Here is a 26,206-nt window from a genome sequence, read left to right as displayed (position 1 = left end):
TGCATTCTTTAAAATCTAGAATGTAAACACAATTTGGAAAAAGTTAACAGCGTTTTATATGTCAACACGCCCTAGTACAAAACACGCATTACAAAGCACCAATCAAAGACTTATACGACCAGATTATCACTGCGCAGGATCATTATGCTGGTCATTGCGCGTGTAAGCGCCGATGGTCCTCACCGCAATAAATAGTACCGGCATAATCAGTCACCGCTTCAGATGCAGGAAAATGCAACCCGCAATGTGCACAGGCCACCATTTCTTCCACAGGTGACGACGCGCCCGATAACGATGACGGGCGCCCGTCTCTAGGACCTGCACCGCTGGCACCATCTGGCGCAGCACCGCTCTTATTAATGATATTTTTTTTGACGCGCTGAAACCAGACGATAACCGCCAGCGCGATAACTAACCAAATCACATATTTCATACCAGGACCCGATGCAATACAACTTCCAATACAAAACGACTACCGACATAAGCCAGCAGCAAAATAGCAAACCCGATCAACGTAAAACTGAGCGCCGTACGTCCGCGCCAACCCTGCCATTTACGTCCGGCCAATAATAAGCCGAACAGCGCCCACGACAGCAGCGTAAAAATGGTCTTGTGGTCCCATCTAAACGCGGTCCCAAATAACTCCTCAGAGAACACAACGCCGGACAACACCGTCAACGTCAATAAAGCGAACCCGAAAGCGATCAATCGAAACAGCAATTTTTCCATGGTCAGTAATGCAGGCAATCGATCCAGCGCCGCGCCGAACCAACTGGCATTGGCGTTGCCGGGCCGCGTATGGAGTCGAGATTCTTGTAACACCATGAGTACCGCATGAAACGCCGCTATCGTCAACGTACTATAAGCTAGGATAGAAATGACGATGTGCCATAAAAATATCGGTGATTTACCACTCAACGACACCATATTCCCCGGAAACAACGCTGGCAAGATGACTGCAACGGCCGCCGTTGGCAACACCAGAACGCGCAATCCATCGAGAGTATAGTTACGATTTTCAAGCCAATAAGCGGCGACTGAAACCCATAGTGTCGCCGATAACATCATCGAAAAACCTACGCGTACTTCCTCTGGCCCGACCACGTCGGCCCACAACACGCCGCCATGTAACAGCCAGCCGACCGCAGCGACAACCGAAATGGTTTTTCGCTGCTTCGACGGCAATATGGCGCAGCCAAGATATAACAAAGCTGTGAGAATAAATAGATAAGTTTGCATCGTATAAGTTTACAGTATGTGACCGCAGTATGTGACCGATTACTGGGCATGTGATAGCCAACAATTCAAAAGAAATTTACTACAACGACTGGTTACACCAATTCAAAATGCTTTACGTCACTCGGAATACGCAAAAATAATCAGCAAAGTCATGACTGGGATGCTTGAATCAAAACATAGCAAAGGTAACGCCACAATCAGCATAATGACGCCAACCGGTCGTTTTAAAAGTCTTCCACCTTATTTTTTGCGCTTGTCACGGATATACATTGCCAATTTGTTATTCGCCAAAGTGCGTTGCGTGACATCAAATAATTCCGTCGCGCTGACCAGACCACTTAACTTGGCATACCCATATTCACGGGCATCAAAATCAGGCGCCTGCTTAGCGATATAACTCCCAACCGAACCCAACTGCGCCCAACCGTCCTCATCCGATACCGCTTCAACCCCACTGCGTAACAACCGCAACAGTCGCGTATCCTGGCGTAACTCATTGGCGGCCCGATGCAACTTGCTCGGTACATCGCTCGCACCGTCCTGCTCCGCAACTTCTGACACCGCTGACTCGATCAACAGGTCTGTATAGATAAATTTGTCGCACGCTGTCACAAAAGGCTGCGGCGTCTTCCGCTCTCCAAAACCATAGACGGTCAATCCTTCTTCTCGGATGCGCGAGGCTAGTCGGGTAAAATCACTATCGCTTGAGACGATGCAAAAACCATCAAAACGACCGGTATATAACAAATCCATCGCATCAATGATCATCGCGCTGTCTGTCGCATTTTTACCTTTGGTATACCCAAACTGCTGAATCGGCTGGATCGAGTTACGCAGAAGACACTCTTTCCAGCTTCCTAGGCGATTATCGGTCCAATCGCCATAAATCCGTTTGACGCTGGCAACACCATATTTGGCGACCTCTGATAATAAGCCGTCGACAATCGCCGCGCTCGCATTATCTGCATCGATTAGTACTGCCAGACGCGGTGCTTCAGAAGCGGTGTTTCCTGACATAGCCATTCCTCAATTGTGAATAGAAGAATAATACCCGAAGGGAAGAGCACACTCTAGTCGTTCCCGTTTTGCAGCATACACCAACCGAATTTGATTCTTAAGCCAAGGGACCAATCATTTATTCGTGTTTTATGCGTGCTTACTAATTAACAAGAACGACTCGCGGCAGGGCTTAATTACACCGAGGTTAACACCGGGCCAGGCTTTGAAGCGCTTGCAAAGCTTTTTATGGTGACCTTGGTAACGACTATGGTGCCCTGTGGCAAAATTTTCTCCAAAAATGCCTTATTCTGCTTTGCGCCGCCGTCTTCAAAGCGGTTTTGCAGCCGTATCGGGTAAAATGGAGGATTATTTTCAGTACGCCGCGTCTGTCATCATCCGTGATGAAAATTGCATCCGGAACCTTAGCGGACGCAATGACGCATTGCCCTTTTGCCCCTCTTCTGAAAAACAGTCACCTATGTTAGACAATCTTACCCAGCGTCTTGCCAAAGTCGTCAAAACCATGCGCGGCGAAGCGCGCCTGACAGAAACCAATACTGCCGAAATGCTACGCGAAGTTCGTTTGGCGTTGTTAGAGGCCGATGTCGCGCTACCCGCCGTTCGTGAGTTTATCGCCAACGTAAAACAAAAAGCGCTGGGCGAAGAAGTCATCGCCTCGCTCACACCGGGTCAGGCACTTGTCGGCGTCGTGCAGCGAGAGCTAGCCTCACTGATGGGCGCAGATCTCGGGCCCGAAGCATCGCAACTGAACTTCGCCACGCAACCGCCCGCGATCATTTTGATGGCTGGATTGCAAGGTGCAGGTAAAACTACTACCGTCGGTAAATTAGCTAAATATCTGCGTGAGCAGAAAAAGAAAAAAGTACTCACCGTCTCTACCGACGTTTATCGCCCTGCGGCGATCGGCCAGCTAAAGACGGTCACAGAACAAGTCGGCGCGGATTTTTTCCCGAGCCTGACAACAGATAAACCAGTTGATATTGCGCTGGCGGCACTCGATTTTGCGAAGCGTCATTATCACGACGTGCTAATTATAGATACCGCGGGTCGTCTTGGTATTGACGAAGCGATGATGCAGGAAATCACTGCAGTGCATGCCGCGGTCAAGCCAATTGAAACCTTATTTGTCGTCGACGCGATGCTTGGTCAGGACGCGATCAATACCGCCAAAGCATTTAACGATGCGTTGCCGCTCACCGGTATAGTCCTCACCAAACTGGATGGTGACGCTCGTGGTGGTGCCGCCCTTTCAGTACGGCATATTACCGGCAAGCCAATCAAATTTGCCGGTGTCGGTGAAAAGCTGGACGGTCTGGAAGCATTTGATCCTTCGCGCATGGCAAACCGCATTCTCGGCATGGGCGATATTCTGGCGCTGGTTGAAGAAGCACAAAAGGGTGTGGATGTCGCCGCTGCGCAAGATTTAGCGCAAAAAATCAAAGGCGGTGGAAAATTTGACCTTAACGACTTTAAAGCGCAACTAGGTCAAATGAAAAAAATGGGCGGTATGTCGAGCCTGTTGGATAAACTGCCAGCACAATTTCAGCAAGCTGCAGGAGCGGCAAATATGGGTCAGGCAGAAAAATCCGTGCGTCGCATGGAAGGCATGATCAACTCCATGACCGCGCAAGAACGTGCCAAACCGGAACTAATAAAAGCATCGCGCAAGCGCCGCATAGCAACCGGTGCCGGTGTTCAGGTGCAAGAAGTTAACCGCATGCTGTCGCAATTTGATCAAATGCAGTCGATGATGAAAAAACTTAAAGGCGGCGGCATGATGAAAATGATGCGGAGTATGAAAGGGATGATGCCAGGCTTAAAGTAAGCCCAGTTCTTATTCCCTAGTGTTGACAGGAAGCATCGCACTTTAATGGCATTAAAGCGGTTAAAGCATTGATTGATAAGGCTTTCACGCTTTTTACCGACTGTCGACGATGGGACTGAAAGCGATGCGCCATTGACATGCAGCGGACTAAATATGGTGTTATTTTGCCATCGAATTGATCGTAAAATCACATCACATTTAGTTCCCCAAACTCCTATGAAAAAAGGATGTTTTTGGGCACTCCTGATCAACCCTCAACAAAACCTGCAAAAGCCACAAAAAACACTTGCGTCACTGAGGAAACCGCACCACTATGAGCGATGCGTGATTGACGCATTTTTCACACTCTCTTCGTCAAGGAGGCTCAAAGATGGCCACAGCAAAAAAACCAGTAGTTGCAGAAAAAAAACCTGCAGCTAAACCAGCGGTAAAAAAAGCAGCACCAGCAAAAGTAGCAGCAGCAGACAAGCCAGCACGTAAGCCAAACGCAGCGTTCATGAAGCCAATGAAACCATCTGCTGTTTTGGCTGCTGTCGTCGGCGCTGATCCTTTGCCACGTACTGAAGTAACCAAGAAAGTTTGGGAATACATCAAAAAGCACAATCTGCAAAATCCAGAAAACAAGCGCAACATCGATGCTGATGAAAAGCTAAAAGCTGTCTTTGGCGGCAAAAAACAAGTGTCTATGTTTGAAATGACTAAACTCATTTCTGACCACTTGAGCAATGCTTAAGATATAGCAGTTCTAAAATATCTTAAGTGCCAAACAAAAACGCCCGCATTGCGCGGGTTTTTTTGTATTCTCTTTTCCGTTTTTGTATTTTCTTTAGCACACGCTGAGCAGAATTAACTCCCACTTCTCCCTTCAACACATCTCTGCAAAATCACGACCCCTTCATTAAGATCGAATGAGGCATCGCTACGTGCAAAGCGCATCAAAGAGACACAAACGTCTATATTCTTATGAAAAGGTAGGAACAGGCAAATATGTGAAACCGATCTGGAACCGACCTACAAAGAATTGAAACGAAGAGGAAGCACATCTCAAACGCAGCTAACGAAATGTGTCCGAGCGCTAATATTAGTAACGATGTATGCGATGTTACGATCAATCTGGGCCAGTCGGCACAACTGCCCAAACTACTACTGCACCGCCACCGTCGTATTAAGAGGAACCTGGCTATATTCCCACCGCTTCCATGCGGCCTGCACTGCATTCGGATACTCCGGACGGCCGCGGCTACCGTTGTAACGGCCTAACGCCAAATATAGATTGCCCTTTTCCATATCCAGATACATCCGCAAAATCGCGCAACCGTAGCGCAGGTTGGTCTGCATATTAAAAAGTCTGCTGCGATCAGAGTCGCCGATAACACGCGTCCAGAACGGCATCACCTGCATGTAACCTTGCGCGTTGACGCTAGAGAGCGCATATTTACGAAATGCTGATTCAACCTGAATCAAGCCCAATACCAACGCTGGATCAAGACCTGCGCGTTTGGATTCATACCAGGTGGTTTCCAGAAATTCGTTACGCATCTGCGCATCAGGAAATTTCTTTTTAAGACGTGTCGACATCTCAACCAGCCAATATAAGTACTGTATGCGCTGATTGATGTCGGTGAATTGTGGTTTGGGAGGCCCCGCATCGTTAATCGCACGCGACAGAGCCAGCCGCACCGAATCGGCCATCGCCTCTTCCTTTTGATTGCCGGCATGCGTCACACCACTCACCAAGAGCAGCGCTACCGACAACCACGGAATAATACGATCGATCAAACGCAAGTGAACTCCTGGAAAATAAACTACCGGTGTTTAGCTTCCAAGGAAACACCCGATTTGAAACAACAATCCAACTAGCATCCTAAGCCATTTTCCCGTCCTTCAAGGAGGAGGAAGAAATACCCAGGATGCCGAAGAAACGACCAACAGCCACGCTTATTTAACCAACTAAGCGCATTAATCGCATTAAGCGATCAGGCGCGCTTTCACAAAATTCACCATTTCAGCCAAAGGCACACTCGTCGCTTCAGTGTCACGTCGACCCTGATATTCCAGTTGGCCTTCTTTTAATCCACGATCACCGACCACCACGCGATGCGGCACACCGATCAACTCCCAATCCGCAAACATGGCACCCGGACGTTCGCCGCGATCATCCAGAATCACGTCGACACCTGCGGCTAGCAACGCTTCGTAGAGTTTGTCCGTTTCGGTTTTGACCGCTTCGCTACGATCATAGCCCATTGGACAGAGAACAACTTCAAATGGCGCAATCGCGATTGGCCAGATGATGCCCTTGTCATCAAAGTTCTGCTCGATGGCGGCGCCCAAAATGCGCGTGATACCAATACCATAACAACCCATTTGCAACGGTTGCGGCTTGCCGTTCTCGTCCAGGAAGGTGGCGTTCATTGCCTCCGAATAGGCGGTACCAAGCTGAAACACATGACCAATTTCAATGCCACGTTGAATCTCCAGCACGCCCTTGCCATCCGGCGACTGGTCGCCAGCGACCACGTTACGGATATCCATCACCATCGGCTCGGGCAGATCACGGCCCCAATTCGCACCAGTGAAATGGAAGTCTACTTCATTCGCGCCGCAGACGAAATCATGCATGTTGGCGACGGTTCGGTCAGCAACGACCATAATCGGTTTTTTAGTATTGATCGGTCCCAGATAACCCGGTGGCGTACCAAACCACTCAACAATTTCTTCTTCTGTTGAAAAGCGATAACCCGTCAGACCAGGGATTTTGTTAGCCTTGATTTCGTTAAGAGCGTGATCGCCACGCAACATCAACAACCAGACTTGCTTGGAAGCGCCTTCTTTTTCAGTCGCCTCTTTCTCAACGGTCAGGACAATCGACTTAATGGTCGTGCTCAGTGGGATGCTCAGCAATTCAGCAACCGCTTCGCACTTGGCCTTGCCCGGCGTTGCCGTTTTGGTCAGCTCCTGCGTTGGTGCAGCGCGCACTGCTTCAATTTGCAGCGCCTCGGCAGCTTCCATATTTGCCGCGTAATCAGACGTCGGGCAATACACAATCGCGTCTTCTCCGGTAGCAGCGATGACGTGAAACTCATGCGAACCAGTGCCGCCAATGGCCCCGTTATCCGCGGCGACAGGACGGAATTGCAGCCCAAAACGATTAAAAATCCGAATATAGGCATCGTACATAATTTGATACGAATTTTTCAGGCCATCAAGGTCCCGATCAAAAGAATAGGCATCTTTCATCGTAAACTCACGACCGCGCATCAAACCAAAACGGGGACGCCGTTCATCGCGAAACTTAGTCTGAATATGATAAAAATTCACTGGAAGTTTGCGATACGAGCGCAATTCGGTCCGCGCAATGTCGGTAATCACTTCTTCCGAAGTCGGCTGAATGATGAAATCACGGCCGTGACGGTCTTTGACGCGCATCAGTTCATCGCCGTATTTCTGCCAGCGGCCGGTTTCTTGCCAAAGTTCAGCAGGTTGTACGACTGGCATCAATAGTTCAACCGCGCCAGAACGATTCATTTCTTCGCGCACGATATTTTCAACTTTGCGAATAACCCGCAAACCCATCGGCATATAGGTGTAAATGCCGGAACCGAGGCGTTTAATCATGCCGGCGCGCATCATTAATTTATGGCTAACGATTTCAGCGTCGGATGGTGCTTCTTTAAGAGTTGAGACAAAAAAACGGGAGGCGCGCATAACGGTGAATTCTTTTTAAAAAGAGAGGGTTATAATCGACTCAATTTTAAAGGATTAGCTGGCTGATGCGCCCACTCTTTGCACAATTGATTGATGTTCTGATCGGATTAACCTCTGATTGGGACCTGTTTCGTGTTGATTTAACACGTAAGCAAGTTGGCATAGGGATCGCCTAGTCGCAGAAAGTTTTGAGGTATCAGTATGCTGGACCGTGAAGGCTTCCGCCCTAACGTCGGCATTATCTTGCTTAACACCCAGAATGAAGTGTGGTGGGGCAAGCGCGTGCGCGAACATTCGTGGCAATTTCCACAAGGTGGCATTAAGTACGGTGAAACGCCGGAACAAGCCATGTTTCGCGAACTAGAGGAAGAAATCGGCCTCAAAGCGGAGCATGTCAAAATTATCGGTCGAACCCGTGACTGGCTGCGCTATGAAGTGCCAGATCATTTCATCAAACGCGATATTCGCGGGCATTATCGCGGCCAGAAACAAATCTGGTTCTTGCTGCGGATGGTCGGACGCGATTGTGATGTTAACCTGCGCCTGACCGAGCATCCTGAATTTGATGCTTGGCGCTGGCACGATTACTGGGTCCCGCTAGATGTCGTGATCGAGTTCAAGCGCGATGTTTATCAACGCGCCTTGCAAGAGCTGTCGCGCTTCCTGACACGTCCGATGCAAAGTGCTGGACGTCATACTCGCCCGTTGCGCTGCGCAGAATCAGGAGAAACGCACGACTCCAGAGACTCACCAGACCCAGATTGCGACGAAGAAATTGGAAATGCCCCACAACACTGCATTTCGGCTGAACCGAGTATCGATAAGGAGTAAGTTTTTCTATGTTTTTTAACGCCACTTTCCAACCAAAACTGCGTAAATTGTTTGTCGTCACGGCACTACTTCTTTCCGCGACTGCCCATGTCCATGCCGCTCCCGGTTCTGGCCCGGGGCCCGGGTTTGACGACGATTTCGATGATGAAGTAAAAACCTGGCAGGAACTCGCTGTTCAATTACCGGCACAACCGGAACCGGCGAGTATGGTCTCATTCTATGTCAGCCCGACATCGATCATGAAATTCGCAATTGATATTAAATCAATAACAGTTGGGACAGATGGCGTGGTACGTTACACGCTGATCAGTACCAGCAGTGGCGGCGCTGAAAATGTCAGCTATGAAGGAATCCGCTGCCAGACTGCCGAAAGAAAGTTGTATGCTTTTGGGCATAAAGACGGCACTTGGTCGCGTGCTCGCCTCAGCAAATGGCAGCAAATCACCGACGTTAACGCAAACCGCCAACATGCCGCGCTATTCAAAGATTTTTTGTGCCAGAACGGCACCATCGCTGGCAAGGTAACGGATATACAAACTCGCCTACGGGACAATCGGCCATTGAAACCGGGTGGTTAAGCAAAAATTTTAGTAAGCTCAAGTAAATCGGAGCTAGCGCTAGAAAACTGTCCGGCTCTCAGGCCAAATGACCATTTTAGGTTCGGATCAACTAAATGCCTAAAAAAAACCGATATGGTTTACATATCGGTTTTTTATTTAATTATTTAATTATTTAATTATTTAATTATTTAATTATTTACAACAAAACCATATTGTCCCGATGAATCAATTCTGACTTTTCGACAAAGCCCAAAATAGTAGCGATCTCCGACGATGGATGTCGCATAATCCGCCTGGTTTCTGCGCTGGTGTAATTGCTGATACCACGCGCAACCGCACGACCATCGCTACCGACGCAAGTAATCACATCGCCACGACCAAACTCACCCAACACATCGGTGACGCCAATCGGCAGCAATGACTTGCCCTCTTCCGTCAACTTTTGCACCGCACCCGCGTCCAGCAGCACTTTTCCCGCTGTTTTCAGATGATCTGCCATCCATTGCTTACGTGCTTTTAATTGGCCAGTCTGTGCGTTCAACTGCGTGCCAATCGCTTCACCGGCAGCAAGTCGCGTCAATACATCCGTTTCACGGCCCCACGCAATCACGGTATGCGCGCCGGAGGTTGCCGCACGTTTTGCCGCCAGAATTTTGGTAAACATTCCACCGCGACCAATACTTGAACCGGCCTCGCCAGCCATTATTTCGAGTGCAGGATCGCCAGCTTGCGCCTCGTGCACAAATTTCGCGTTCGGGTCTTTACGCGGATCGGCGGTGAACAAACCCTTTTGATCGGTCAAAATGATTAAAGCTTCAGCCTCAATCAAATTCGCTACCAACGCACCAAGCGTATCGTTGTCGCCGAATTTGATTTCGTCCGTTACCACCGTATCATTTTCATTAATAATCGGAATAACGCCAAAACGTAGCAGTGTAAAAAGCGTAGAACGGGCGTTCAAATAACGCTCTCGATCAGCCAAATCAGCGTGCGTCAACAACACCTGTGCAGTATGCAAGTTGTGCGCACGAAAACTGGTTTCATAAATCTGCGCTAACCCCATTTGCCCTACCGCAGCGCATGCCTGTAATTCATCAATACTGGTTGGGCGCTTATCAAAACCAAGTCGCTGCATACCTTCTGCCACAGCACCGGAACTGACCAGCACCACTTCTTTACCCATTTCTCGCAAGGCAGCAATTTGCTCAGCCCAGGTAGCAATCGCCTCGCTATCAAGTCCCTTGCCATCATTGGTAACCAGCGACGACCCGACCTTGATGATGATACGTTTCGCTTTTTGAATGACGGAATTCATATTTTTTTATCTGCCACAGCCGAAAGCACCGATTTGGCGCTGATAATAAAAAACCGACATCGCCAGAGCGTTAAGCGCTAGCCATGTCGGTTGATTGGCAAAGCCAATTAGCCGGTTCAATTTGCTGAATCTTAATGCAGCGCTTTGATGAGGCCAAGGCCGAGGCCAAAACCGAAATAATAAGGCTCAACCGAGCTTAAAATATTAATCAAGAATTTTAAAGCGCGGATCATCTGGATCGATAGACAGAATACCTTGTGCTTCTTCCGTCATATGCGTTTCTTCAGCGCGATGTTCTTGCTGACGCTTTTCTGCCAGATAAGCATAGATCTCATTAACCAGTTCAGGGCAACCAGCATGCGTCAATGCAGAGATTTCGAAAACCGGGCCCTTCCAGCCAAAACGCTTCACGAAATCCTTCACCCGTTTTTTGCGCTCGTCTTCCGGTACAACGTCCAGTTTGTTGAGAACCAACCAACGTGGTTTATCAAACAACGACTGATCGTATTTTTCGAGTTCTTTGACGATTGCTTTGGCTTCTTTCACCGGATCAACCGTTGATTCGAATGGTGCTAAATCAACGATGTGCAATAGCAAACCGGTACGTTGCAAATGCTTCAGGAATTGAATTCCCAGTCCTGCGCCATCTGCTGCACCTTCAATTAATCCCGGAATATCCGCAATCACGAAGCTTTTCTCGTGACTGACGCGGACAACGCCCAGATTAGGATGCAGGGTTGTAAATGGATAATCGGCAATTTTCGGACGTGCGTTTGACACAGCCGTAATAAACGTCGATTTACCGGCATTCGGCTGTCCCAGCAAACCAACATCAGCGAGTACTTTTAGTTCTAAGCGCAAGATGCGGCGTTCGCCTTCTTTACCATCACTTTTTTGACGTGGTGCGCGATTGGTCGAGGTTTTGAAGTGAATGTTACCCCAACCGCCTTCGCCGCCTTTAGCCAACATGATTTCTTGACCATGTTCGGTCAAATCGGCAATGCTTTCGCCGGTATCGACATCAACGATCAGCGTGCCAACCGGCATGCGCAGCTTGATATCGTCCGCGCCTTTGCCGTAGCAATCCGAGCCACGACCGTTTTCGCCGCGGCCTGCGCGATGCATTTTGGAAAAGCGAAAATCAACTAGTGTATTGACGTTACGGTCAGCCACGGCGTAAATACTGCCGCCAATGCCGCCGTCACCGCCGTCTGGTCCGCCAAAGGGACGAAATTTTTCGCGCAAAAAGCTCGCAACCCCATTGCCACCATCGCCGGCAATGACTTCGATTTTTGCTTCATCTATAAACTTCATTCGAAGATCCTAATGAGATTGACTATTTTAATTCTGATTTGACTATTTTGTCTGCCGCTCTGATTTTATAAAAAATCCGGGAGCAGGCTACCGCAGCATTGTTGAAGTCCGCACAACCAGGTGCAACTAACACAACAATTACCGAGTTGCCCCATTCAATGTGTACAACGCATATTGCCTTCTGGCATGATATTCAGACTACAGGCTGACATCGAATGAATTTTGCAACTAAAAAACTAAAAAGGCTCTACCTGCGGCAGAGCCTTTCGCGGCCAAGCTTGCGCTTCGCGCTCATCTACTTCAAGTAATGCTTACTGCTTGCTTAATTAAGCAGCAACTGCAGCAGGCGCTACAACAGTGACGTATTGACGCTTCTCAGCACCCTTGATCACAAATTGTACTTTTCCTTGAATCAGTGCAAACAAGGTGTGATCCTTGCCCATGCCAACATTTTCGCCTGGATGCGTTTTAGTACCGCGTTGACGAATAATGATGCCGCCAGCGTTAATCGCCTGGCCACCGTAGACCTTGACGCCGAGTCGTTTTGACTCTGAGTCACGGCCGTTGCGCGTAGTGCCGCCGCCTTTTTTATGTGCCATTTAAAACTCCTGATATTTGGTTAAGTCAATCAACGTCATTTAGTCAGACTTCTTTCGCAACGTGATGTGCCTCGCAAAAACTGCGTTGCGCGCTACGGTTTCGAATGAAGTCCGGTATTAACTAAATCAAGCGTTGATCGAAACGATTTGAATTTCGGTGTAATTTTGACGATGGCCTTGATGCTTCTGATAATGCTTACGACGACGCATTTTGAAGATCTTGACTTTATCGTGGCGACCTTGCGCCAATACCTTAACCAACACCGTAGCACCTTCGACCAATGGCACTCCAACCTGCAGAGTATCGCCAGCGCCAACTGCCAGCACTTGATCTATAGTGAGTTCGGTGCCAATGTCTGCAGGTATCTGTTCTATTTTAAGTTTTTCGCCGGCAATAACTTTATATTGTTTGCCACCGGTTTTTATGACCGCGTACATATGAAACCTCATCGAAATAATTGAATAACTAACAACAATTCATCCTTCCCTGCACGGCATAAAATGTCATCCGGAGTCGGGAGAACCTGAGATTATACATAGTCTTCTCTTCAGCGTCAAAAACTCTTGACAATTGCATTAAGCACACGTTAATTGTGTCGCATTTCAGTCGCGTCAGCGGGGCACGCTGCTTTTTCATATAATGACTGCATTCTGAATAATTTTAAGGGTTTGCCATGAGCGAAGTACAAACGTGGATTAAAGAAACCGTGACACAAAACCCAGTGGTTTTGTTCATGAAGGGCACTGCCCAATTTCCACAATGCGGTTTTTCAGGTCGTGCCATCCAGCTACTCAAAGCTAACGGCGCGGTCAACATCGTCACCATCAACGTGCTGGAAGATCCCGCCGTGCGTCAAGGTATCAAGGACTATTCAAATTGGCCGACAGTCCCGCAACTGTATGTCAAAGGTGAATTTGTTGGTGGTTCGGACATCATGAACGAGATGCACGAATCCGGCGAACTGAAAACCTTGTTAACGCCTTAAGCGGCCCGCGGTGTCGGCTGAATCCGAGGAATCTAAGGCCGCTGATCGTGATCAGCGGCCAGCGTCTCCGGCTGCGCAACGTCGGTTAATTATAGCCATCACTGGCGCGACCGGTGTTGCCTACGGTGTGAGGCTTTTGCAATTTTTGCGTGAAGTGCCGGAGATTGAATCGCATTTATTGATCTCGGATGCGGGCGTTCTCAATCTGCATCAAGAACTCGATATGCGCCGCAAAGAAGTAGAAGCATTAGCGGACGTGACGTATAACGTGCGCGATGTTGGTGCTTCGATTGCGAGCGGATCGTTTCAGTCCGATGGCATGATCGTTGCACCGTGCTCAATGAAAACGTTAGCAGCGGTGGCAAACGGTCTCTCCGACAATTTGATCACGCGTGCGGCAGACGTCGTACTAAAAGAGCGTCGGCGTTTGACGCTCATGGTGCGCGAGACGCCGTTTAATCTGGCGCATCTGCGCAACATGACGAGTGTTACAGAAATGGGCGGGATCATTTTCCCCCCTCTTCCCGGCTTTTATCACCGTCCTAAAACTATTAACGAAATGATCGACCACACCGTCGGTCGCGTGCTTGATTTGTATGGTGTTGCCCACACGTTGACGCCGCGCTGGAACGGCCTTAAGGCGGATAACGAATCCTGATACTGATCTGCTCAACCTCAAATGAGCAGACTTTATCAACCGCGTTCCCCTACCAACCATTTCACTCCATCGCCCCCAAAAAGTGGCAACGTGCCGACGTGCCCAAGTAACCACTTCAGCGCCCCGTCTTTCCTTCCAACCACGCATTGCGCACCGTCAGGACAGTTACCGGTTTCGACTCTGCATTAAGATGCCATTGGGGCGTTGTATCGGCAAGCAACTTGACGCTAAAAACCAATAACTCATCGCGCCGAAACACATGCGCGGTCACCGTATCGCCAACACGATAGCGTGCAAGCAGGATGTCCAGATTGGCTGTCACACGAATCCCGTCAAGCGCCAGCAACACATCTCCAGCCGACAAACCGGCTCGATGCGCCGCGCCGCCTTCATAAACGTTCGCCAGCTTGCTTTCGACGCCATTGCGACTGATACGCGCACCCATGCCCGGTTTTGCTGTTTTACGACCGTCAGCGATCGTCACCCCGGCGGTTGCGAACAACTTGGCCAGCGGCAGATCCTCCGTGCCGCGTACAAATCTATCAAAGAAACGCTTTAGCTTCAGTCCGGTCACCGCATCAAACAATGACTCAACCGCCGCCTCCGTCACGCCACGTCCGGACGACGCGTTATTGGCAAAGAAATCGCGACCGTATTTTTGCCACAAAGCCCGCATGACATCATCCAGCGATTTTTTGTTTTTAGTTTCGCTGCGGATCATCAAATCCAACCCCAGCGCCACCAACGAGCCTTTGGTGTAATAACTGATGATCGCGTTTGGCGCGTTCTCGTCCTGACGATAATATTTCACCCACGCGTCGAAGCTTGATTCGGCGACGCTTTGCTTACGGCGTCCACTACCGAGCAGGACGCCATTAATCGTTTTGGCCATCATTTTCAGGTATTGCGCCTCATCAATCAGTCCGCACCGAAACAGCATCAAGTCGTCGTAATAACTGGTAAATCCTTCGAACAACCACAACAACGGGGTGTAATTTTCGACTTGCAAATCGTACGGAGCAAATGCCGCAGGTTTAATGCGCTTGACGTTCCACGTATGAAAATACTCATGACTACACAGACCGAGAAAGGTGCGATAGCCATCACTTGTCTCAGGCTGTCCCTTTACCGGCAAATCGGCCCGTGCACAAATCAACGCGGTCGAGGCGCGGTGTTCAAGGCCGCCATAACCATCACCTACCGCAAGCGTTAAAAATACATAACGCTGCATCGGCGCTTGCTTGGCGAATTTGGTTCCCGCTGGCTCAAAAAAAGCAATTTGCGTTTCACATATCTTTTTCAGATCCGCAGTCAGTCGTGTCATATCCAGATTCGGCACGTTGCCCGTAATCGCTATCTCGTGCGGGACACCATGCGCTTTAAAGGTAGCAAGCTGAAACAACCCCATCTCAACCGGATGATCAATCAGCTCATCATAATTGGACGCAACATAGCTGCCAAAACTACCGCGTTTGGCCTTCAAGGTCGGCAGCGCCGTGGCTATGCGCCAGTGCACATACTGGTCGCCATGAGGACGTTGAATATCAACCACGTGTGGAATATCTTCTTGCCCGACAACCCGCAAAAATACACTGGTGCCATTAAAAAATCCGTGCGTCTGATCCAGATGTGCTGCACGTACCGACAAATCCCACGCATAGACTTGATAGTGCAATGTCAGCGGCCCGTCGCAAGGTCCCGCTTGCCATGAATGCTTATCGAGTTTTTTTAAGGCAATCGTTCGGCCATTCGACTCACCACGAATCTGAACGATATGACGCGCAAATTCGCGGATCATGTAACTGCCAGGAATCCACGCTGGCAGAGCCACGATTTGTCCGACCGCTGCTGGCGCATTAATCACCAACGTCACGGCAAACAAATGGGCCGCCGGATCTGCTGCCACAATACTGTAATGCAAGGCCGGAGTCCGCATAACAATCTCTGGACTAACCAAACCAGCCAGCTCAGACTTGCGCTTTGGAAGTGACTTCGCTAATAACTTAACGCCCGACTTAGTACCAGCCTTAGCACCAGCCTTCAATCCCGCTTTAGAAAGCTTGACCGCAGATTTGGCGCGACCAGCCTTAATCCGGTCGGCCTTAGTGGGCACCAATTTACCGATTAATGACTTCGCGATAGATTTTGCGGCGGCCTTTGCCATTGGTTTTGCGGCAGATTTTTGGGTAGACTTATGCACCGAGATTTCCTCTCACGCCAGCGGCAAGCATGGCTAACACCATCGCGCCAACCGCAGCACAGGTTAGTCTATAACGTAATTCAATGAACCAGCCTGGCAGACCGTACCAAACGAATAAACGCTTATCCACTTGATACGCCGCAATAAAGCCCAGAATCAATAAAGTATAACCATACGCAAAGAACAGGGTCGAAAACCAGGCAATCGTGGTCGGCATAATCCCCCAGATCAAGGCTCTTTTAGTCCGCTCTGCAGAGAGATCGGCACGCAATACCATCGCGCCCCAATGAATACCGCCTAGAAATGATAATGCAGCGACACCGTAAGCCATTTGACCGCGAATAAACTCGCCAAGCCAATCCGGGCTAACCAGCCAGCAACCCAGCGTTAACAGGACGAATGGGACCAAGCCCGTATAACCGAGAACAAGGATCAGGCGTTTATTTAGAAAGTGTGGATTCATCGCGGAAGATTGGCAAGTTAGTGAAGCACGACACGTCATCTACGCGGCAAACTTATGGCATCTATAAATCAGAAATGACCACGACAAAGCGTCGCAGACATGATGAACGTCAGGCGGAGCCAACAATAAAATACACGTTTGATTTAAAAATAAAATAAGCCGAGCGATGGCATGAAAAAACAACAGTCTACGGGGTTATCGCGAAACCAACACCCGCTTAGTGGGTTGCCATGCGCATAGAGGATCAATCAGCAGAATTCCGCTTACGATTGTGGTATATCGGCGACGGTATCAATGTCCTGTAAGACACCTGGATCATCCACCGCAACCTCCACCACAGGAAAACGCTCCAGCAAACCCCGCGCACCCTGATCGCCACGCAGCGCTAACAAGTGCGAAAGATGACGATGACTGAAAGCAACCGGATTACCGCGACGTTGATTGCAGACTGGCACCGCGATATCTGCGCCCTGATCCAATGCTGCTTTTAACGCCATGATCGTAGAAACCTGCACAAACGGCATATCGGCTAACGCGATCACCCATCCTGCCGCGGTCGCTGTTTGCTGGAGACCAAACACCAGCGTCGTCGCCATTCCATCATCCGCATCAGCGCACTCAAGCAGCGTGCAGCCAACAAGCTCCTCTGCCAATTGCGCAGTCAACGGCGGCGCATCGGTCCGACACACCACAGTAACCGGCAACACGGCAGAAAGATGATTTGCTGCTGCCGCCAAAACAGTTTCTCCGCTAGGAAGAAGTTGCAGCAATTTGCTCTGCTTCCCGCTTGGATCAAAACGACGACCACGACCGGCGGCGAGCAAAATACCTGCTATTTGATCGGTCGCCGGAAGATCCATGAGATAGTTGGCCGTCTTATTTGCTAGACGCGACTGGTGTAACTGGCGCAGCCGGTACAACCGAGGCAAACTTTTCCTCAAGCGCCTTCGCATCGATAAAGCCCGGTATACGCGATCCATCGGCAAAGATGATCGTCGGCGTGCCACTGACGCCAAGCGCCTGTCCCAGCGCTAATACTTTGTCGTTCGGCGTCGCTACGCAACTCGCCGCAGCCGTAGCGGGCAACTTACCGTTCAGCATCCAGTCGTCCCACGCTTTGTCACGATTGGCGCTACACCAGACGTTTTTAGACTTCACCGCAGAATCCGCAGCCAGGATGTTATACATAAAGGTGTACACAGTGACGTTGTCAACATCCTGCAAAGTCTTACGGAATTTTTTGCAATAACCGCAGTTAGGATCTTCAAACACCGCAATCACGCGCTTGCCGTTGCCCTTGACGGACTTCATTGCCAGTTCCAGCGGCAAATCGGAGAACTTCACCTTACTGATTTCATCCATGCGCTCCTTAGTGTAATCCCGTGAACTCTTGGCGTCCAGGATACGACCAACGAACATATATTTAGCCGCTGCATCGGTATAAAAAATATCTTTCCCGACGCGCACCTCAAACATGCCCAAATACGGTGTTTTGGCAACCGCATCCACTTTGACACCATCCCCTAAACGCGGCTCGATAAGCTTTTTGACCGCGGTTTCTTGCGCAGTTTCAGCGATAGCTGCCGTCATCAATGAACCCAACATCACTGCCAACAACAATGGCTTTAAACGTTCCCAAATCCGTACTTGCATTACAACTCCCATTAATTTTTTTCGAATGTACGACCGAACGCATGACCCATCAATCGCCGCTTTAAGACCGGCAGCCTGTCCAGCAAGTTCAATCCGACGTTGCGCGCCAAGCGTAGCGGCGCTATGTCGAGCCCAAATAAGCGTTCAAGACCATCGGTAGCAAGTTGCATTAAAAGAATCTCTTCCTTGCGTGAACGCGCGTATTTTGCCAATACCGCGGTATCACCACAATCACGATGCGGACCGCGCTCGGCCAACACCTTAATCAAGGCAGTGACGTCACCAAACCCCAAGTTCATCCCTTGACCGGCCAGCGGATGCACCACGTGCGCCGCATCACCAATCAACGCAACCCGCGGCGCCACCAGCGCATGACTACGAATCAGCGCCAGCGGAAAACTCTGCACGCTCTCCGGTTGCAATGGCGTCAACTGACCTAACTGCGCACCCGCCAACGCCGACAAACGCTCTGCCAGTTGCGTCAGCGACTCCCGTAACAAAGTCGGTGCCAGGCTTTCCGGAGCCGACCACACCAACGACACCCGCTGCCCCGGCAACGGCAATAACGCGACGATTCCCTCTTCAGCAGTAAACCATTGATGTGCTACGTCATGATGCGGAAGGGTAGTTTCAAAGTTAGCCACAATCGCCCGCTGATGATAAGAGCGGTAATCGATGCCGATATCACATTGATGACGCACCCACGATTGCGCGCCATCAGCGCCAACCAGCAATGCAGCAGTCAGCAACGAACCATCTTGCAGCGTCAAGGTCACACCACCTTTGCCAGCGCCATCGCCGCCGCCAACGGCATCGCTGACCAACATCTGTTGTGCCCGACCACGGACCACACGCACGTTATGCGCAAACTTCAATGCCGCATCCAACGCCTGATTCAAATTGCGATCCTCAACGATCCACGCCAACGCACCAGTACGCGCACTAAAAGCATCAAAGGAAATACTCCCGGCATTGGCTTCCGCGCCGCCTTTGACCAACATGCTCTCCACGGGCGCAACCCGACTATCATCCAGGGCATACCACACCTTGAGACCTGATAGCAGACTACGGGCAACGTGATTCAACGCATAAACACGCGGGTCCCAAGCGGCGGAATCACCCGAACGATGGCTCTCAACTTGTAACGAGAGGTTAGGAGGCGCACCATTGGCTGTTGAGGCACCCGAAGGGTCGCTCACCGAGACGCCTGAAGGCGCCGCTAATAAGGTGACAGTAAGACCCGCCTGCGCCAGCCCCAACGCCGCCGTCTTACCGATCGCACCATTGCCGACAATACAAATGTCACTATGGGAAACATTTCGCGAAGAAACACCATGCGTACTAAGCGCAGCAGCAGCCGCGAACACGCTCTTGGAAGGTAGTCTGGAATCATTCATGCAAACATTATAACGACTACTAAAATAAAATAATTACATAAGGTGTTTGCGAATTCAAAATGTCTTGCTATAATTCGGCTCCTTGGCCTGGTAGCTCAGTCGGTAGAGCAGAGGATTGAAAATCCTTGTGTCGGTGGTTCGATTCCGCCCCGGGCCACCAAGATTACTGCTGTCAGAGTTCGATTTAAGCGTCTTCAGCGAAGTTTATAATCTTGAACACAATATCAAAATGTGAAAGCTGGTGATTCTGATTGTCAATAAAATCAAGGATCATTTCGGCGTGCGCTCAAATTCTTTCCACTTTCCTCCACTTGTTCAAAAAAGTCCTGCATTTCGATAGAGCAGTGAATACCCAAACTATAGCTAAGACTTTACATCTGTTTGTAGAATTATTAAAAAATGTCAGTCTAGGCGATTGCCCAGTAAGAGATTTCCACCCTCGTCGCCTATAGCATTTTTACCAGTCACCCTGTTACCTGTGACGACGTTGTCCCTAGCTCCTTTGAATAGATGGATACCGTAACTAATATTATCTTTGATATCATTATTGATAACTTTATTGCCAGACGTATTATAAAGGCCCACTCCACCTCCAAGATTTCGACTAATGGTGTTGCCATCCACGGTAACACCCTTAATTAAGCCGTGACCAGTTCCCTGTGTATAAAACTGTAATCCAAAACCTATATTACTAATAAACTGCGAGTTCAATATCTCGACGTTGGTTACTGTATCTTTTTCGTTCGGCTCTAAGTCTAGGCCTGCCTGAGGTGCGGCCCCGCCAGTATTCTTAAAAATCGAATCTCTTACAACCATTCCGTCCACCGAGATGATAGACATTCCTTGCCGCCGGTTATTATCTGCAATAACAGAGCAAAATTTTACATTTTTACTTGCTCCGCTTATATAAAAGCCATCTCCCCAAGCGCTCTTAACGATCGTACCGTTGATAGTTACATTGGTGACGCCACGCAAAGTAATTCCCATGCCCCACTCCCCTACCGCACCTAAATGTTCATCCCTATCACCAATCAAAATTCCACCTATCAAGTTTACGTTGGAAGCACCGATAATATTAATGATACTGTAATGGGCCTCGCGATTAGGTAGCGCCCTGAGTACAGCATTTCTAGACATTCGTAATGTGATATTACTTTTCAATTGAATACCAGTGATGGCATTTATTATATAAATCCCATCGGGGATTAAAACGGTCCCACCGCTTCCCACTAGTTGATCGACCGCTGCTTGAATTGATGAGGTGTCGTCAGTGATTCCGTCCCCTTTTGCACCCTTTTCCCTAATATTAACGGACAGAGTTGAAGTCGGCCCTGTTAGACAAAAGTCAGCGCTCCTCGCATAGTCTGCACCTCCTAAAAGTAAGGAAGTGAAAAAAATATAGCTTTTAAAATGAGCACCTTCCAGAAGTAAAATTTTTTCACTAATTACTGCCAACGGTTGTTCGTTCAATCAGTCCTCCATAAAAATAAATTTTAGGATCTGGAAATGTGTCGTTTAGCTTTCAAGAACGAAGCAAGTGACTTTTTTTAATGATCAAGCAGATTCTAGACATGCGCTCTCAACAACTTACATTCGTAAAGTTATTTCGCGTGATGCGGCAAAGCTGGAATCAAAATTGCCGCAACCACATCTAGATATTTTTGAATCACCACTTTTTCGTCAAATTCGGATTCGACTTTTCGTCGCCCCGCCTCCCCCATTGATAACCGTTTCTGCGGAGACAGTCTGATCATCTCCAACATCTTTTTAGCCAAATCATTAGCATTCGCCACTTCACAGAGGAAGCCGCTAACACCCTCGTCCACAACATTCCTGCATCCTACGGTATCCGTTGTAATAATAGGGCGCGCCATCGCGGCTGCCTCCAACAACGATCGTGGCAGACCTTCACGATAAGAAGGTAATACAACACAATCCGAATCTATCAAGTAAGGCCTAACGTTATCCGTTTTTCCCATATAACGAACTAAACCTTGATCCTCCCAAGCTTCAATAGTTTCTAAGGAAATTGCGTTTGAGTTTGCTGTATTTACGGCACCGAGGAGTTGAAATTCAGTCTCCGGAAAACATTCTTTAACAATCTTTGCTGCCTCGACAAACTCTCGTATCCCTTTATCTTTTAGCATTCTGGCAACTAATAAAAACCGAAAGGGACGCCCGCTTAATGGGGATAACGATACTGGCAAATAACATGATAAATCTAAACCTGACCCAGGGAGCAAATCAGTGATTTCCGATCGAACCAAACCTGTAGTGATAAATAAGCGCTGATCTTCTTCATTTTGAAAAAATACGCGATAAGATCGATGCAGTGCGAACTTATAAAGACAACGTACGATGCGGGTCAAAAAATTGTTATTAATGAATGTGGCACCTAGTCCTGAAATATTATTAACAACAGGAATACCCAAAATTTGCGCTGCTATTGAGCCATATATATTTGGTTTAACTGTATATCCAAGGAAAACCAATGGTCGCTCAGATCGAAGTAAAAAAAGATAGCGAATTAGCATAAGCAAATCCCGAACGGGGCGCCTACCATTACTATCCATTGGCATGTTAACAACACTACATCCAAATTCCTTTAAACGCTCCGAATATTCATCGTTAGGAGTCACAGCAACCACTTGATAACCCTGAGCTACAAATGCCTTAATAAGTCCAGAACGAAAATTAAAGATATTCCATGCCGTATTGATAGAAATAATGATTTTGGGATTCATTCAACTTCACTATAAAAATTTAATGGAATTCTCGGGCAATCAAAGTGGCGACTATTAGTTACCGAACTTCATTTTTAAGAATGCCCCATAGAAGCCAATATCTGTGCATTAATTTTCTGTACATCAAATCTATTTTCTGCAATTTGACGGCTTGCCAAACCCATCGGCGCAATAAGCTCGGGCTGACTCACAAAGGCTAACATCGCTTTGGCTAAGGCTTCTGGACGACGGACCGGAATCATAAAGCCATTCACCCCCTCCAAAACTGTTTCTCGGCAGCCCGGTACGTCGGTTGTAATAACGGCTCTTCCCATCGCCATTGCTTCTTGAGTGCTTCGCGGCAACCCCTCTCTATATGAAGGAAGTACAAAAACACTTGCTTGTAATATCCAAGTGCGCACATCCGATACGTGCCCGGGCCACTCTATTAAGCCCTCAGACACCCAGGAATGAATCTCAGCCTCAACAATGGCGCTAGGATTTTGATCTATCTCACCCAGCAACAAAAACCGTACATTGGGGTGCGATATCTTTACGGTGCGAGCCGCTGCGATGAAGTCGTATACCCCCTTGTCCTTCAACAACCGGGCAATTAAAATAAAACAAACCTGTCCGATCAAAGGCGGTGCGAAATAGAAGTGATTCAAATTCAACCCAATACCATCTAGCAGTTCCACCTTTTCAGCTCGCACCATCTTCTCATTAATAAATAGGGCTTTATCGTCCGAGTTGAGGAGAAAAACGCGATCTACCTGGCTTAGACCAAGCCTATAAAGACCTTTTACCAGAATCCGTAATATGCGCCGACGCTTTGATAACTTTTTTTCGTCATCCGTAAATACATAACCTGCGCCTTCAATCATCGCAAATCGCTTGGGGACCGCAGCCAACCGCGCTGCAAGCGTGCCGTAAATTACAGGTTTGATAAAATAAGTGAAAGTTATATCAATTTTCAATCGCTTTAATTGCGCTACCATTTTAAAAAGATCAACGGTATCCCGAAAAGGATTCATCCCTATAGGCGACATTGAAGAGTCGATGGGAACTGCGCCTAGCATTACCACGGCGGCTCGAGTTGCATCATCGAAATCTGGCGCTAACGCAAACACCTTTATACCCTTACTTACCATTTCCTCTATCAACGGGCCACGAAAATTAGATATAGAAAATGCCTGCTTAGATATAACTGCTAATCTGTAAACTCTCTCCAAGCCCGAATCTTGTATCTCTCTCTTTTGTTTAAAACTGGATACGCCATGCAAAGAATAAGGTGTCTGAGTATCAACGACCTTGGCCCCGTCGCTCGTCATAAAACCCGCATTATCCACATCAATTTTATCTAATCGTAATCCCCTGCATATAGACATCAGACCAGAAGTAAAATAGGAAGTAAGGTCAGTGAAGCTCCGCATAATCTCCCCGATAAATCTCTATCCATCGATCAGCTACCGGTGAGAGAGCATAGTTTTTCATAATCCGATCGCGTCCTGCACGTCCTTTAGCTAGCTGTGAAGTCGGAGTTACATTCATCGCGTCACTCATTGCACCAGCTAACTTTTCGCTATCTTGAATTGGTATCAGCCACCCAACATCTCCAAGGACTTCTCGCACCCCACCCGCGTCAGTCGAAACAACTAAACGTTCACAAGCCATTGCCTCCGCAACCACAAGACCAAATCCCTCCCAGGCTGAAGACAACACGAAAATATCTGCAGCGCTCATCAAGGCTGAAATATCACGACGTAAGCCCAAGAAAACTACTTTATGAGCGATCCCGAGCTCCAGAGCCTGGGATTCGTAAATCACCTGCTGGATGCCGGTTCCAGCAATCCACAATATACCGTCAGGGCGAACCCTGCATAAAGTAGCAAAGGCCGTTAATAGATTTGAATAGTCTTTTGCCTCAGTGAAACGCCCTACGGCCAAGAAAGATTGGCTGCCGACAGGCAAATTCAAAGCTATGCGCAACCTTTTCCGTGCCAACGGATCGAAAAAAAACCTATCGCAGTCAATCCCGTTATGCATAACGATCATCCGGCCCTCCGGCACAGCTCCACGCTTGATGGAGCTCATTACCGCTGCACGACTCACATTTGTGGTTATGTCGGCCAAAGCGTCTGTCAAACGATACGCCAACATGCGCATTCGTCTTCCTTCATTGGAGCTATGTGCAGTACAAATTAAGCAAGGCATAGAAACAGTTAAGCGTAGTAGTCGCGTAAATATGTTTGCATGCACCATATGACTATGAACAGCATCCGGCTTAAATTCGCTTAGCAACAAACTAGCTTTTCGATAACCAGACCATAATCCTGCCAAAGTTTTTGCAATTCCTAAATTTTCGACTCGCACCAAGGAATTTTGGGGCAATACAATAGTTTCCCCAGTCAAAGCTATAAGTAGGACAGAATGTCCAAGCGCCACAAATCGGTCTGCCAAACTGACAACCTGATTTTCTGCCCCACCCATTCCAAGGCCAGTAATCAGCAACGCAATTTTCATGTCTCAGGCCTTTTAATTAATATTAAGTCTCATTTATTTTTTTATGAATAAATTATTAATTTTTTTTCCGTAAATCGGTAGGCATAAAGTATCTCATCCAAAATGCAATCAAAATAATTAATGGCATACCAGATGGACTGTTGTAAATAAATCCACCTTTTACATGTAGCACATACATAAGAGGAACGATAAAAAAACCAAATATCCTAGATTTTGAAATTTTAGATATAACTAATGGAATTGCTAAAGCTAAGATAGTAATTGGAATACCCCCAAATAATAAGTGACGCATATAACCGCCATCAGTATTCATGTAGTAGTTATCTCCAGCAATATATTTGCCGTCACCAAAAAATATTGTAGATAAATTTGGAATAAAATACATACTGACCAAATCGTCAGTAGATTTTGATCCAGTAACACTTGCGGAATCAGTAATGAATATCTCAAAAATCCAATCTGAAAATTGGGACGTTTGTCCAAACGACAGTAAAACAAAAAATCCAATACCTATTAAAAGTGTACCGATCAACAAAACCTTGGGTTTTTTGTAGAGCGCATATAATGCACCAAAAATTATTCCAACAAAAACAGTTCTTGCCGCGAGTACCCCTGCCACAGCTATCAACATCATCCTGATATAATTCGTCCACGCATATCTATTCGATGAAATTATATAAATGACAGAAAATAGAAATACAATAGCATATGGAGCGCCAATTCCGTAATAGCCAGATCCCGCTAAGAATGCGTTACGATACGGAATAAAACCAGGCTCTGGGTCACCTAGTTTGAATATATATATATAATTAAGAAAAGAAGGAAAACTACCGGCAACAAAGCAAATTAAGGCATTGAACGTAAATATATTTAAAATATGTAATCCCGTATCTTTTTGGAGAAACGCCTTAACATAAAGCAAAGTTGCTACCAATATCAAGGTACTTTTAGCCGAAGAAAAGAAAAATGATATCTCAGCGTCACTATCAAAAAAAATACGTAAACAAACTACAATAAAAAATAAAGCATAAACAAAAATTAAGTCTTTAGAAACAGTTAAAACGTTAATATTGATGGAACTGCTGTCTAAATTTATTTTTCTATGATGAACAATAATCCAGTAACCGGATATAACACCAGACAAAACGGCGCTACCTAATCGGCCCAAACCAGGAATTGCCAAGTCAAAAAT

24 protein-coding genes, 1 tRNA gene and 1 pseudogene are annotated in these 26,206 nt (G+C 47.8%); 7 read left to right on the top strand and 19 right to left on the bottom strand.

Annotated features, from left to right (window positions below; all coding sequences use genetic code 11):
- Positions 1 to 151: 151 nt before the first annotated feature.
- From QN379_RS20460 to QN379_RS20450, 3 genes and pseudogenes are all read right to left on the bottom strand, one after another.
- Complete coding sequence (locus QN379_RS20460; RefSeq protein ID WP_322233631.1) at positions 152 to 433, bottom strand: PP0621 family protein; 282 nt, start codon at positions 431 to 433, stop codon at positions 152 to 154.
- Positions 430 to 1,239, bottom strand: coding sequence for a cytochrome C assembly family protein (locus QN379_RS20455; protein ID WP_322233633.1), 810 nt, complete (start codon positions 1,237 to 1,239; stop codon positions 430 to 432). The genes QN379_RS20460 and QN379_RS20455 overlap by 4 nt, the downstream gene beginning before the upstream one ends.
- 246 nt (positions 1,240 to 1,485) lie before the next feature.
- Positions 1,486 to 2,256, bottom strand: a pseudogene (locus QN379_RS20450) (NYN domain-containing protein); the annotation flags it as partial.
- Between the two features lie 460 nt (positions 2,257 to 2,716).
- Here QN379_RS20450 and ffh point away from each other — a divergent pair.
- Complete coding sequence (ffh, locus tag QN379_RS20445) at positions 2,717 to 4,084, top strand: signal recognition particle protein (protein WP_322240265.1); 1,368 nt, start codon at positions 2,717 to 2,719, stop codon at positions 4,082 to 4,084.
- Between the two features lie 370 nt (positions 4,085 to 4,454).
- The gene (locus QN379_RS20440; protein WP_205322985.1) at positions 4,455 to 4,817 is read left to right on the top strand and encodes an SWIB/MDM2 domain-containing protein; all 363 of its coding nucleotides are present in this window, start codon (positions 4,455 to 4,457) and stop codon (positions 4,815 to 4,817) included.
- A 410-nt stretch (positions 4,818 to 5,227) separates the two neighbouring features.
- Here QN379_RS20440 and QN379_RS20435 read toward each other — a convergent pair whose 3' ends face one another.
- The gene (locus QN379_RS20435; RefSeq protein WP_322233637.1) at positions 5,228 to 5,869 is read right to left on the bottom strand and encodes a lytic transglycosylase domain-containing protein; all 642 of its coding nucleotides are present in this window, start codon (positions 5,867 to 5,869) and stop codon (positions 5,228 to 5,230) included.
- Between the two features lie 183 nt (positions 5,870 to 6,052).
- Positions 6,053 to 7,792, bottom strand: a complete 1,740-nt coding sequence (locus tag QN379_RS20430) for a proline--tRNA ligase (RefSeq protein ID WP_323507478.1) — start codon at positions 7,790 to 7,792, stop codon at positions 6,053 to 6,055.
- 201 nt (positions 7,793 to 7,993) lie between these two features.
- Between QN379_RS20430 and QN379_RS20425 the strand changes: the two genes are divergently transcribed.
- Together QN379_RS20425 and QN379_RS20420 are read left to right on the top strand one after the other, a co-directional pair.
- Entirely contained in the window at positions 7,994 to 8,623 is a 630-nt protein-coding gene (locus tag QN379_RS20425; protein WP_322233643.1) for an RNA pyrophosphohydrolase, read from the top strand.
- 8 nt (positions 8,624 to 8,631) lie between these two features.
- Positions 8,632 to 9,201 (top strand): CNP1-like family protein, encoded by a 570-nt coding sequence (locus QN379_RS20420; RefSeq protein WP_322233645.1) that lies wholly within the window; start codon positions 8,632 to 8,634, stop codon positions 9,199 to 9,201.
- 178 nt (positions 9,202 to 9,379) lie between these two features.
- Here the strand turns inward: QN379_RS20420 and proB are convergent, their stop codons facing one another.
- The 4 genes from proB to rplU all read right to left on the bottom strand — a co-directional run bounded on the left by proB (position 9,380) and on the right by rplU (position 12,849).
- A complete protein-coding gene (proB, locus tag QN379_RS20415; RefSeq protein WP_322233646.1) occupies positions 9,380 to 10,498 on the bottom strand; it encodes a glutamate 5-kinase in 1,119 nt (372 codons plus the stop codon).
- A gap of 204 nt (positions 10,499 to 10,702) precedes the next feature.
- Positions 10,703 to 11,812, bottom strand: a complete 1,110-nt coding sequence (gene obgE / locus QN379_RS20410) for a GTPase ObgE (protein WP_322233648.1) — start codon at positions 11,810 to 11,812, stop codon at positions 10,703 to 10,705.
- 326 nt (positions 11,813 to 12,138) lie between these two features.
- On the bottom strand, positions 12,139 to 12,411 hold the full coding sequence (gene rpmA, locus QN379_RS20405) for a 50S ribosomal protein L27 (protein WP_322233651.1): 273 nt from the start codon (positions 12,409 to 12,411) through the stop codon (positions 12,139 to 12,141).
- A 126-nt stretch (positions 12,412 to 12,537) separates the two neighbouring features.
- Positions 12,538 to 12,849: a 50S ribosomal protein L21 gene (gene rplU / locus QN379_RS20400; protein ID WP_205322978.1), complete on the bottom strand. Its 312-nt coding sequence runs from the start codon at positions 12,847 to 12,849 to the stop codon at positions 12,538 to 12,540.
- Between the two features lie 236 nt (positions 12,850 to 13,085).
- On the opposite strand from rplU, the gene grxD reads away from it, so the two are divergent.
- Together grxD and QN379_RS20390 are read left to right on the top strand one after the other, a co-directional pair.
- Positions 13,086 to 13,397 carry a Grx4 family monothiol glutaredoxin gene (gene grxD, locus QN379_RS20395; protein ID WP_322233653.1) on the top strand — a complete coding sequence of 104 codons (312 nt, stop codon included), beginning with the start codon at positions 13,086 to 13,088 and terminating at the stop codon, positions 13,395 to 13,397.
- An 88-nt stretch (positions 13,398 to 13,485) separates the two neighbouring features.
- Positions 13,486 to 14,055: a UbiX family flavin prenyltransferase gene (locus QN379_RS20390; RefSeq protein ID WP_322240267.1), complete on the top strand. Its 570-nt coding sequence runs from the start codon at positions 13,486 to 13,488 to the stop codon at positions 14,053 to 14,055.
- Positions 14,056 to 14,170: 115 nt separating this feature from the next.
- On the opposite strand, the gene QN379_RS20385 is transcribed toward QN379_RS20390, so the two are convergent.
- From QN379_RS20385 to QN379_RS20365, 5 genes are all read right to left on the bottom strand, one after another.
- Entirely contained in the window at positions 14,171 to 15,991 is a 1,821-nt protein-coding gene (locus QN379_RS20385) for a M61 family metallopeptidase (RefSeq protein ID WP_323507479.1), read from the bottom strand.
- 256 nt (positions 15,992 to 16,247) lie between these two features.
- Positions 16,248 to 16,718, bottom strand: coding sequence for a DUF3429 domain-containing protein (locus QN379_RS20380; RefSeq protein WP_322233658.1), 471 nt, complete (start codon positions 16,716 to 16,718; stop codon positions 16,248 to 16,250).
- A 263-nt stretch (positions 16,719 to 16,981) separates the two neighbouring features.
- Positions 16,982 to 17,578, bottom strand: coding sequence for a nucleotidyltransferase family protein (locus QN379_RS20375; RefSeq protein WP_323507477.1), 597 nt, complete (start codon positions 17,576 to 17,578; stop codon positions 16,982 to 16,984).
- Positions 17,579 to 17,594: 16 nt separating this feature from the next.
- Complete coding sequence (locus tag QN379_RS20370) at positions 17,595 to 18,371, bottom strand: DsbC family protein (protein ID WP_323507476.1); 777 nt, start codon at positions 18,369 to 18,371, stop codon at positions 17,595 to 17,597.
- 11 nt (positions 18,372 to 18,382) lie between these two features.
- Positions 18,383 to 19,768 (bottom strand): FAD-dependent monooxygenase, encoded by a 1,386-nt coding sequence (locus QN379_RS20365; RefSeq protein WP_323507475.1) that lies wholly within the window; start codon positions 19,766 to 19,768, stop codon positions 18,383 to 18,385.
- 84 nt (positions 19,769 to 19,852) lie between these two features.
- Here QN379_RS20365 and QN379_RS20360 point away from each other — a divergent pair.
- Positions 19,853 to 19,928, top strand: a tRNA-Phe gene (locus QN379_RS20360).
- 242 nt (positions 19,929 to 20,170) lie between these two features.
- Here the strand turns inward: QN379_RS20360 and QN379_RS20355 are convergent.
- The 5 genes from QN379_RS20355 to QN379_RS20335 form a co-directional block, all read right to left on the bottom strand.
- A complete protein-coding gene (locus QN379_RS20355) occupies positions 20,171 to 21,238 on the bottom strand; it encodes a right-handed parallel beta-helix repeat-containing protein (RefSeq protein WP_323507474.1) in 1,068 nt (355 codons plus the stop codon).
- Positions 21,239 to 21,369: 131 nt separating this feature from the next.
- Positions 21,370 to 22,512, bottom strand: a complete 1,143-nt coding sequence (locus tag QN379_RS20350) for a glycosyltransferase family 4 protein (protein WP_323507473.1) — start codon at positions 22,510 to 22,512, stop codon at positions 21,370 to 21,372.
- 74 nt (positions 22,513 to 22,586) lie between these two features.
- Entirely contained in the window at positions 22,587 to 23,924 is a 1,338-nt protein-coding gene (locus tag QN379_RS20345) for a glycosyltransferase family 4 protein (protein WP_323507472.1), read from the bottom strand.
- Positions 23,908 to 25,014 carry a glycosyltransferase gene (locus QN379_RS20340; protein WP_323507471.1) on the bottom strand — a complete coding sequence of 369 codons (1,107 nt, stop codon included), beginning with the start codon at positions 25,012 to 25,014 and terminating at the stop codon, positions 23,908 to 23,910. The genes QN379_RS20345 and QN379_RS20340 overlap by 17 nt, the downstream gene beginning before the upstream one ends.
- A 55-nt stretch (positions 25,015 to 25,069) precedes the next feature.
- A partial coding sequence (locus tag QN379_RS20335) for a hypothetical protein (RefSeq protein WP_323507470.1) occupies positions 25,070 to 26,206 on the bottom strand: 1,137 nt, incomplete at its 5' end.

It is taken from the genome of Glaciimonas sp. Gout2 (assembly GCF_035018905.1).
Classification (GTDB): domain Bacteria; phylum Pseudomonadota; class Gammaproteobacteria; order Burkholderiales; family Burkholderiaceae_D; genus Glaciimonas.
Note: the sequence above shows the minus strand (reverse complement) of the source record. Positions and strands in the feature narration are given on the sequence as shown.